6 protein-coding genes are annotated in these 11044 nt (G+C 41.8%); 3 read left to right on the top strand and 3 right to left on the bottom strand.

Features of this window, described 5'->3' with window-relative positions:
• Positions 1-181: 181 nt before the first annotated feature.
• Positions 182-1399, bottom strand: a complete 1218-nt coding sequence (locus IPJ16_09075) for a PQQ-binding-like beta-propeller repeat protein (protein MBK7627327.1) — start codon at positions 1397-1399, stop codon at positions 182-184.
• Positions 1400-1743: 344 nt separating this feature from the next.
• Between IPJ16_09075 and IPJ16_09070 the strand changes: the two genes are divergently transcribed.
• On the top strand, positions 1744-3270 hold the full coding sequence (locus IPJ16_09070) for a TldD/PmbA family protein (GenBank protein MBK7627326.1): 1527 nt from the start codon (positions 1744-1746) through the stop codon (positions 3268-3270).
• Between the two features lie 22 nt (positions 3271-3292).
• Positions 3293-4609, top strand: coding sequence for a TldD/PmbA family protein (locus IPJ16_09065; GenBank protein MBK7627325.1), 1317 nt, complete (start codon positions 3293-3295; stop codon positions 4607-4609).
• Here IPJ16_09065 and IPJ16_09060 read toward each other — a convergent pair.
• Both IPJ16_09060 and IPJ16_09055 read right to left on the bottom strand, forming a co-directional pair.
• A complete protein-coding gene (locus IPJ16_09060; protein ID MBK7627324.1) occupies positions 4596-6251 on the bottom strand; it encodes a M1 family metallopeptidase in 1656 nt (551 codons plus the stop codon). The two genes, IPJ16_09065 and IPJ16_09060, sit on opposite strands and share 14 nt — an antisense overlap.
• A gap of 69 nt (positions 6252-6320) precedes the next feature.
• Positions 6321-9056, bottom strand: coding sequence for a family 78 glycoside hydrolase catalytic domain (locus IPJ16_09055; protein MBK7627323.1), 2736 nt, complete (start codon positions 9054-9056; stop codon positions 6321-6323).
• A 647-nt stretch (positions 9057-9703) separates the two neighbouring features.
• Here IPJ16_09055 and IPJ16_09050 point away from each other — a divergent pair.
• Complete coding sequence (locus IPJ16_09050) at positions 9704-11005, top strand: DUF3472 domain-containing protein (protein ID MBK7627322.1); 1302 nt, start codon at positions 9704-9706, stop codon at positions 11003-11005.
• Positions 11006-11044: the final 39 nt, after the last annotated feature.

Raw genomic sequence — 11044 nt, 5'->3', positions numbered from 1 at the left:
TGTGCCCTGAGTCGTCAACTTAAGCTTTGGGAATGGATAAGAAACTGCATAAAAAAGTCTCCCCTCCTTTTGAAGGAGGGGAGACTTTTCACCAAACAATATCCTGATATTGAAATAGTTATGCCTTCTGTTTCAACTACTCTAGACTATCTTCAGAATCCTTAGGTTGACAGCTATGCCCTTAAGCCCCTATATCATACACCATCAGCGAATTGCCATGCCTTACATAAAGCTTCTTATCTTTTATGACCAGGTGGGCCCAATGTGTCATGGTACCATATGGAACATCGAATGAACTTATAACATTGATGCCATCGGCTTTCGGTTCAGCAAGCGACACCTTTCCTGATTCAGCATAAATATATAATAATCCGTCGTTTGCGATTATGTTGGCAGGAGCCAGAGCAAGATCCCTTATCTGGAAAAGTTCTTTTCCCGTGAGCCAGTCGAGTCCGAAAAAGAATTTGTTTCTGTCGCCGGTTCCATAAATTTTCCCGTTCAGAAGTACGACACCACCGATTTTTGGATCGAGCATCTCGTGCTTCCAAACCTCAGAAACACTTTTACCGTCAGCGGCGAGTTTAAGCATTACACTGCCTTTGCCGTATCCTGTTGTGCAGAAAAGAAGTCCGTCCTTGTATATCGGAGTGTTCGGATGAACATCAGGTCTTATTGTATGAGCAAATTTCCAAAGCACATCACCATTTTTTGCATCAAAACCACATACAGATGTCTGAAGGAATGTAACCAGTACTTTTCTGTCCCTCAGGTTCACCATCATCGGTGAGCAATATGCTGATTTCTCATCAATTCCTTTTGCCTTCCAGATCATTTTACCAGTATTTCTGTCGAGTGCGACCACACTTGCATCGATGCCTCCCGGAGTGCAATACAATACATTTCCGTCGTAAAACAGGTTCTCGGTAAATCCCCACTGAATGTTTCTGGCTCCATACTCTGCAACGAGGTCAACAGTCCATACGGATGAGCCATCAGATGTTTTCATGCAAAGAAGCAGGCCGTAACCGCTCTCGAGATATAGTTTATCACCAATAACCAGAGGTGTTGATCTTACACCATTATGACTCTCAGCCCATTCTTTTCCGTACTCCTTCTTCCAGAGGAGTTTTCCCTTCAGATCAAATGAATAGATCCACCCCTGTCCGTTCACCATACCTGTTATGAAGATAGCTTTAGAAGTTACAGCAGCGGAAGTATGACCGTCGCCAAGTTCATCAAAATGCCAGAGAAGTTTTGGACCTCCATCGGGCCATTTTTTAAGCAGACCTTTCTCATTATAGATGCCGTCGCGGTTTGTTCCGCGCCATTGCGCAACATCTTGTCCTGCAGCGTTCAGGCCAAGCACTGATATCAGAATTATAAAGATAGTCTTTCTCATATTAATCATATTTTTTTGTAACTTTTCAAATATAACGTAAAATATATACTGCCAATTAATTAGGTGATTTATTATGTTTTTTTAACACTTTTTGAGCAAGAAATCTTTCTAACCGCAGAGTACGCAAAGCATGCGCAAAGAACGCAAAGCTAATATCCGGCAATTCTCTTCTTTGCGAACTTTGCGAAAATCCTTGGCGACCTTTGCGGTTAATGGATTTATTGGTCTAGGTTGTTAACCAAAAACAGCAATCCGTTTGCTCTGCATAACCATTCATTGAAAAAAAATTTCTAAATAAAACAATTTGTCATAACTTTATTAGATAATCAATTAATGTAATCCACATGAATCTAAAACGCCGTGAATTTATCAAGCTGAGCGGTATTACTGTTGCGGGCACGATGATTGTTCCTTCGTTACTTCAGTCTTGCAGCGGATCTCCTGTTTCGGAAAGCGCTGCAGGTTATCTCGATCATTTTGAAGTAACACCAGATCAACTCCGGAAGGTATTACAGGCAGCTATGGAAAAGGGGGCTGATTATGCCGACCTCTTTTTTGAACACACAGTAAGTCATGCGACATCATTGCAGGACAAGAAAGTAAACAGTGCCTATTCTAATGTAAACTTTGGAGTAGGGATACGCGTTCTTAAGGGCGACCAGACGGGTTTCGCATATTCTGAGAATACTTCACTCGACTCTATGCTGAGAGCCGCGAAGACTGCTGCTTCAATTGCTGACAGCACTTCATCTTTTAAAACTGAAGTGTTCAGTGAATTTAATCCTCCTTCATATTATAAGATAAATACACCATGGGAAGAAACAGTTATCAGCCAGAAAATACCCTTTATAACCCGACTGAATGATAAGATTTTCGACGGTGATAAACGGGTAACCAAAGTGAATGTTTCGCATCAGGACTCAACATCCTATATACTCTTCTGCAATTCAGATGGAGTACTTTCCTGGGATTACCGCCCAATGACTCTGATTTATGCGGTTTGTATAATGGAAGAGAATGGCAGAATCGAAAATGCAGCTGTTTATCAATCATATCGCAAAGGATTTGAGTTTCTTACTGATGAACTTGTAGATGGTCTGGCAGCTAAGGCGATTCAAAAAACTTCAGTTTTATTTAATGCCGTAAAACCAATTGCAGGCGAAATGGAAGTTGTAATGGCTGCAGGTGATTCCGGAATTCTTCTGCATGAAGCAATGGGACATTCATTCGAAGCAGATTTTAACCGTAAAAAGACATCGATTTTTTCTGACAAGATGAACCAGAAGATTGCTGAAGATTTCGTCACAATTATTGATGATGGAACCCTTCCCAATGACCGTGGTGCTCTCAATATCGATGATGAAGGTGTACCAACTGAGAAAACGCTGCTTGTCACAAATGGAAAACTTACAAGTTATATTCACGACAGAATAAGTGCAAAATTTTACAATGTAAAACCAACAGGGAATGGACGCCGTCAGGATTTCAGAAATGTGCCTATCCCGAGGATGAGATCAACATATATGGAAAACGGACCTCATAAAAAAGAGGAGATCATAGCCAGTGTTAAAAAAGGCATTTATGTTGAAGATTTCAGTAACGGTCAGGTAAATATTGGTCCGGGTGACTTTACTTTCTTTGTCAAATTAGGTTATATTATTGAAAACGGAAAACTTACAAAACCTATCAAGGACATAAATATAATTGGTAACGGGCCACAGGCTCTTGCTGATATTACTATGGTTGGTGATGATCTTAAGATTTCTGATTCACCAAATACATGCGGAAAGGATGGTCAGGGTGTGCCAGTAACTATGGGGCTGCCAACAGTCAAGATAAAAAAACTTACAGTCGGAGGCATTAATGCCTAGAAATAATTACAAAAATCAGGATATGAATACAACTGAAAAATATGAAATTGCTGACCTGGTTATAAAACATGCAATAAAATGCGGTGCCGACCAGGTTGCTGTTGCAATAAACGACAGTGCCAGCAGACACATCGAAATACGTGAACAAAAGATCGACAGGCTTCAGGAATCAATAAGTAATGGCTTGAATCTTACACTTTATGTAGAAAAAAAGTACTCCTCTCATTCAACCAACCTGCTTAAGAAAGAAGAACTGCTGAAGTTTGTTGAGGGAGCTGTTGCAGCAACCCGTTATCTCTCTGAAGATGAATTCCGGTATCTGCCCGATGCTGAACTATATTATAAAGGCGGAGGAGAAGATCTGAAGACTTCAGACCTTGCAATCAACTCACTCGATGCAAAAACCAAAATTGATCTTGCCCGTCAGGCTGAAAGCGAGATATATGGTACCGATCCGAGAATCATTTCTATAACAACAAGTTATGATGATTCAGTCGGCAGTGATATTCTTGTAACAAGCAATGGGTTCAAAGGTGAGAATACCGGAAGCTATGCAGGTATTTCCGCTTCGGTTTCTGTAAAAGGAGAGAAGGGAAGACCCTCAGACTATTGGGGAGAGTATAGTGTGTTTTATGATAAATTGATCAAGACTGGTGTAGGAAAGACAGCTCTTGAAAGAACGATAAGAAAGCTTGATCCAAAAAAGATCTCTTCGGGCAAATATCAGATGATTGTCGACAGACTGGTGGTACAGAATCTGATCGGACCATTTATTTCTGCCATGTTCGGATCATCAATGTATCAGAAAAACTCATTCCTCATAGGGAAAGTAAATACAAAAGTTGCAAGCGAAATACTTTCAATTGAGGATGATCCTTTAATGATCACCGGATGGGGATCGAGGCACTTCGATGCTGAAGGTCTCAATGCCCAGAAGCGCACAATTGTTGAGAACGGGATACTGAAGAACTACTATATAGGGACTTATTATGGGCGTAAGCTCGATCTGAAGCCAACCTCTTTGAATCCTTCAAACATTGTGTTCAAAACGGGAGACAAAGATCTTAACGGATTGGTAAAATCAGTCAGCAAGGGAGTTCTTGTTACAGGTTTTAACGGAGGAAACTGCAATGGATCAACAGGCGACTTTTCATATGGAATAGAGGGTTTCCTGGTTGAGAAAGGTGAAATAGTACATCCTGTTAATGAGATGAATATATCAGGAAATATGAATGATTTCTGGAATACTCTTGCCGAGGTTGGAAATGATCCATACCCCTACAGCACTTACCTGACACCATCAATGCTGTTCGATAAGACCGATTTCAGCGGGCTGTAATCTTCACAGGATTAACATAATACCCCGGATCAACTTTGATCTCATCAATCCCGGCTTTTAGCCTGATTGCCGAGAAGGTTGTTTTCGGGGTAATGTTTTTTTCTGTTCCGTTGACAAAGATCTTGAGAGGCATTTCAAAACCTTCAATACAGTTATTGTATCTGTATATAAGATCTTTACCTCTTATATAGTACTCAAAATCCGGTAACCTCTTATCGCGCAGGTATTGATCAAAAATGGGTTTCAGATTTAGCCCTGACTTTTCAATCATGTACGTTTCAATCTGCTCGCCTGTGACAACCTGATGGTAGAAGTCTTTGTTAAGCCCTCTCAGGATACTCCTCCATTTTTCATCATCATTGAGGATCTGACGTATAGTATGAAGCATGCTTCCTCCTTTATAATACATATCATGTGAGCCTTCATAATTAACGTCGTAAATGCCAATTATGGGACGGTCGTTCAGGATATTCTTTCTGGAGCCGATCAGGTATTCACTTCCTGCCTGCTTCCCGAAATGATATTCAACATACAGGTTTTCAGAGTAATTTGTAAAACTCTCATGCACCCACATATCGGCTATATCCCTGTATGTTATGCTGTTGGCGAACCACTCATGACCCGATTCATGAATTATTATAAAATCAAATTTCAGTCCCCAGCCTGTCTTGCTGAGATCAGTACCCAGATAACCGTTTTTGAATCCGTTGCCATATGTAACCGAGCTCTGGTGCTCCATGCCAAGGTAAGGTGCCTCAACAAGCTTGTAGCTATCCTCATAAAACGGATACGGGCCGAACCAGTGTTCAAAAGCTGCCAGCATCATCGGAGCCTGTTTGAATTGTTCTTTCGCTTTTTCAAGGTTATCTCTTAACACATAATAATCGCAATCAAGGTCTCCCTTTTCACCTTTATATACCTCTGAAAAATGTACATAATCACCGATGTTAATATTCACGCCGTAGTTGTTTATCGGATTGGAAACAAACCAGTTAAATGTTTTTGTTTTATCTGTCTTATTCTCAACACTTCTAAGCCTTCCGTTCGACACATCCATAAGGTTTTCCGGTACATTTACACTGATCAGCATACTGTCGGGCTCATCGTACATATGATCTTTGCATGGCCACCACATGCTGGCGCCATCTCCCTGGCAGGCAGAAGCGATAAAAGGCAGCCCGTTCCGGTCTTTTTTCCAGGTAATCCCTCCTGTCCATGGAGGCCTTGTTGAGACCTGCGGTTTCCCTCCATAGGTCAGAACAATAGAATAGATTTCTCCAGCAAGCTGCTTACCGTCAATTTCAATCCAGTAAACATTGCCCTCCCTTGTGAATTTCAGCTGCCTGTCGTTTAAAGTTGCTGTATTCAGTTTCATTGGTTCCTGAAGATCGATCTGCATTTTGCCATGAGGACTGACAACCTTATAAGTAACTGTATTAGTGCCTTTTATTGTGCTGTCTGAGGGATTTACTTTTATATCGAGATGGTAATAGATCAGATCCCACCATGCTCTTTCGGGTGTAACTGAACCCCTTAGCGTATCCTGGCGGGTGAATTTGACAGTCTGGGCGTTAAGGGATGCTGTTAATAAAATAACAATACTTGCTGTAAAGTATATATTCCATCTATATAAATTCTTCATCTTTAATATTTTGTATTATTATTCGAATTACCCCCTTCCCAACCTTCCCCCAGGGGGGAAGGAGTTAGCCTACAAAATCACAAAATTCCATTTGCCTGAACCAAGATTTAATGTATGAACATCATTATCTTGAGTCACTTTCAGGTCTTTATGTTCAGATAGTTTCTTACCATCAAGTGTTATATCAGTTCCTTTTAGCATAATTGTTGCAGTGCTGTTGGCAGGTATTTCAACATCGTATTCAATTCCCTTATCAGCTCTTTTCCACGAGGATACGATATTACCAAAAGGACCATTATGTGTTGCGGAAAAATGGTCAAGACCTTCGACGAAACATGGCTTCAGGATCACATTTTTGAAACCGGGATTCATCTCATCAGGGTAGATGCCGCCCGGTGACTTATACAGCCACGCTCCTATCTCACCAAACATAATGTGATTCATAGAGATATCTGATTTGGTATCGAGCGGCCAGTTTTCGTAAAGTGTTGTTGCTCCGTTTACAATCCACCAGCCCCATGAAGGGAATGTTTCCTGCGAGGCAAGCTTATATGCAAGATCCGGATAACCATTCTCGCTAAGTGCATTCAGAATAGTTTTGGTACCAAGCAGACCAACATCAAGCTTGTTTCCATCCTCCTTAACTTTCTCAGCAAGCCTGTCGGCTACCTTCTGCTTCAAATCGTCAGGAACGACGCCCCAGAAAAGAGGTGAGCTCAACTCTGTCTGTAATCCGCTGGCATAAACTCCCTTATCTGTATCGAGAAATTTGTTATTGATAGCATTTCTGATCTTAAATGAGAGTGAATCATATTTGGCCAGATCTTCATTTTTTCCCAGAAGTTTTGCTGCCTTAGCTAATATGACTGCATCAGCATAATAATAAACAGAGGAGGTCAATTCTCTGGATGCTCTTGATTTTATCGGGATCCAGTCTCCAAGTCCCCAGTCAGTCAGGCCTTCCGGACTAATCTCTGTTATATGATCGACATACCTTTTGATATTATCATAATACTTCTCCAGAAGATATGAATCGCCATAGAAGAGGTAAATGTTCCAGGGTATTATTGCTATAGTGCTGGTCCAGTCGGGACCGTTAGCCCAGTGGTAGCCCCAGCCGCTTGTCGGGATTATGGCAGGAAGTACTCCGTTAGGTTGCTGTTCATCGTCATGGTCGGCAAGCCATTTCTCATATACCGTTATCCCGTCGAAGTTATACAATCCGGTCTCACTCGCGATATGCGCATCCCCGGTCCATCCGTTCTTTTCGCGCTGCGGACAATCGGTCGGATAAGCATACAGGTTCGACAGGTATGAATTATTAGTAGCTCTCCAGATCTTATCAATAACAGGATTTGAAGACTCTATTGAACCTGAAACAGGCACATCACTATGCATAAAGTATCCTGTAAGACTCTCTTTTGTAAGGTTTAAAGGCTTATCAGAAGTAACTTCGACATACTGAAATCCCTTATACCCGAAGCGTGCCATGAATGTCTCCTCCCCCTCTCCTTTCAGAATAAATATATCTGTCTGGAAAGGATCTTTATCGTCGGTTGGACGGTAGTGCACATCGATGTTCGACTGGTCTGCACGTCCATCGGGATAAAGACGCTCGGAATGTTTCAGCCTGATAACAGTTCCTCCCGGACCGCTTACCTTTAATTTCGATACCCCGGCAATATTGCGTCCAAGGTCGTAAACAGCTGTAAGCTTATTGATCATGTTTACCGAGGCGGCAGGTATTTCTTCAACCTGACGGATCGGCTGCATAACCTGAGAGACAATATTTGAAGAAGGTGCCGCAACCAGGATTGGTCTGGCCCATTTGGAATCATTAAAACCGGTTTTGTCCCAGCCCGGCTGTTCTAGACGCGCATCGTAGTGTTCAGCAGTGTAAATGCTGTTAAATATTATTGGACCCAGGGAGGTTTTCCAGTCGGTCCCGCTAGTGATGGTCTCTGTGGAACCATCATCATAAGTAATTCTCAGATCGGTGCAGAACTTAGGACGTGAACGCCACGGGGCTTCATCGAAATACCAGACAGCCGTAGACTGGTGATTGTACCAGCCATTACCCAGGATCACCCCTATAACATTCTCACCCTGTTGCAGATAAGAAGTGACATCATGAGTAAGGTAGAGAGTCCGCCGGTCGAAACGCGTATATGCAGGATCGAGCACATGGTTACCGATCTTATTACCATTAATATAGAGTTCATATAATCCGGCAACAGCAATGTACTGCCTGGCAGAGACTATCTTTTTTGTTACATTAAAACTTTTACGGAAGTAGGGAGCAGGTTTGATTTTCTCGTCACGTGAATCGCTTATCCAGGAACCTTTCCAGTTCATTTTATCTATCATTCCTGTTTCGAAGAAGGCGGTTTTTGAAGCAACAGACTTCCTGCCTTTCTGGTCCCAAAGAATCACTCTCCAGTAATACCTTGTAAAGGGCTTCAGGGGATTACCCTGGTATGATACAAGATTCTTTGCGGATTTTATTTTCCCGGAATTCCAGACGGTTCCATTTAGTCGGCTCATATCAGCGGCGTCAGAAGAGACAAGAATCTGATATGCGTACTGAAAAGTCCCCTGCCGGTCATCAGTCATCTGCCAGGTTAATCTTGGGTTAGGTGAATCGATTCCAAGCGGATTGATAAGATATTCGCACTTCAGATTTCCGGCGGAAAAGTTTGTTTTTCCGTCAGTGCAGGATTGCAGCAGGTTGGCGGCAATGAATATCTGGGTTGCAAACAAAAGGATATTCCTTATGGGTTTTGTGGCTAAGTTGAAGTTTTTCATATTATTGAAAGGGTAAAGCATATTGAAATCTCATGACGGATTTTACTTTTCTAAATTAGGAAATATAAATCCATTTACCACAAAGGGCACTAAGGTATTTCACAAAGGACACAAAGGACACAAAGGACACGAAGGGCTTGGTTGTAATTTCGGACCAGCCGGCTCTGAAAGAATGGAAAAGGGGATAGAGTCTAGGCCACAACAGAATATAAAGTATTGAAAATATGCCGGATAAATTTCCCCTCCTTTTGAAGGAGGGGTGGCCGGACCAATTTTTAATAATCACACAAATGCTGATCCCGGCCGGGGTGGTTGATTCTAAGGGCATATCACAGAATACTAAAAGATGAAAACAGGAATAAATAATCAACCACCCCAGCCGCAAATTAGCTTTGCAAAAACAAACAAGCATTTTACTGCGGCCACCCCTCCTTCAAAAGGAGGGGAAACCTTTTTACAAAGCTTCTCATTCATCCCCGAAACTTAGGTTGACGGAGATTGGTTTGGGAGTGGATACACGTGAATTATCATTTTCCTCTCTGTTAAAATGCATTGATTTCCGAGCTCTTATAATCGTAAATGTAATTCATCCCATGAATTCGAATATTATTGTATTTTTACCATAGACCAATTAAATAAAATTAACAATGAGGCTATTCGCTATATACTTTAATATCTGTGTTTTACTGTGTTTAACAACTGCATCGTACGGCTGCGAATCACCACTTTATAAAACCAAAGCAATTGCCATACCTGCTGCCGGGAACAGCTGGGTAATAAATGACCTGGCAAAAAGCGGAGATGTTATAACCGGCAAAGGTATAACCGGCTGGAACGACGGGAATGCAAGGATAAGGACATACTTCCGGACTGAACAGACTGGTGAGATAAGCATTTCGATACGTGCCAGGGTGACATCAGGAACATCAGGGATTGAGGCAAGGTTTGGCAGTGAAATAAAATCAATTCAGATTAAGAATGTAACATTTGATACAATTCCTGTCGGCACTTTCAGGATAGACAAATCCGGATACCACTGGATTGAATTGCAGGGCATCAGCAAGCAGGGATCTGCATTTGCAGAGATCACAGATTTCATCATAAGCGGCCAGGCAACTGAAGGCAAAGTATATTTTGTAAAGGATGATTTCTATTTCGGCCGGCGCGGACCATCTGTACACCTAAGATATGAGATCCCTGCTACAGCTTCCGACATTGTCTGGTTTTATAATGAAATTACCATTCCGGAAGGCAATGATGTAATAGGTTCATACTTTATGGCCAACGGATTTGCTGACGGCTACTTCGGTATACAATGCAACTCTGAAACAGAAAGAAGGATCCTTTTCTCTGTGTGGAGTCCTTATAAAACAGATAATCCGGGCGAGATCCCTGATGAATACAAGATAATCCTGCTCAAAAAAGGCGCTGATGTAATAACCAAAGAGTTTGGAAACGAAGGCTCCGGAGGACAGAGTTACCGAAAGTATTTCTGGAAAGCAGGTAATACATATCGATTCCTGCTGAAGGGAGAGCCATCTGTTAATAATTCAACCGATTATACTGCATACTTTTTTGCACCTGAAACAGGTAAATGGGAACTGATAGCAAGTTTCCGCCGTCCAAAAACAAACAACTACCTGAAGAGTCTTTACTCCTTCCTCGAAAACTTCATGCCTGATACAGGTCCGCTCGAAAGAAAGGGTTATTATTCAAATCAGTGGATACAGGACAGGGAAGGTAAATGGTTCGAACTTACCGGCGTTAAATTCACAGCAGATGCAACTGCAAGGAAAGAATCGCGGATTGACTATTCAGGCGGTTCTGAAAATGGCATGTTTTTCCTCCGTAACTGCGGTTTCTTCAGCGATAAAACCAATATGGATCAGATCTTTACACGACCTTCCACAGGGAAACAGCCACTGATAGATTTTGCAGGATTAGAATAATGATAATTCACCGCTTTAATTCCCCTCCATTTGCTTATT

The organism is Bacteroidales bacterium, from assembly GCA_016709865.1.
In the GTDB taxonomy this organism is placed as follows: domain Bacteria; phylum Bacteroidota; class Bacteroidia; order Bacteroidales; family VadinHA17; genus LD21.
The sequence above is the reverse complement of the archived record's forward strand: the minus strand, read 5'-3'. Positions and strand labels throughout refer to the sequence as shown.

Coding starts and splice junctions, on each gene's coding strand:
- IPJ16_09075 (MBK7627327.1), bottom strand. CDS start 1,399: ATGAGAAAGACTATCTTTATAATTCTGATATCAGTGCTTGGCCTGAAC.
- IPJ16_09070 (MBK7627326.1), top strand. CDS start 1,744: ATGAATCTAAAACGCCGTGAATTTATCAAGCTGAGCGGTATTACTGTT.
- IPJ16_09065 (MBK7627325.1), top strand. CDS start 3,293: ATGAATACAACTGAAAAATATGAAATTGCTGACCTGGTTATAAAACAT.
- IPJ16_09060 (MBK7627324.1), bottom strand. CDS start 6,251: ATGAAGAATTTATATAGATGGAATATATACTTTACAGCAAGTATTGTT.
- IPJ16_09055 (MBK7627323.1), bottom strand. CDS start 9,056: ATGAAAAACTTCAACTTAGCCACAAAACCCATAAGGAATATCCTTTTG.
- IPJ16_09050 (MBK7627322.1), top strand. CDS start 9,704: ATGAGGCTATTCGCTATATACTTTAATATCTGTGTTTTACTGTGTTTA.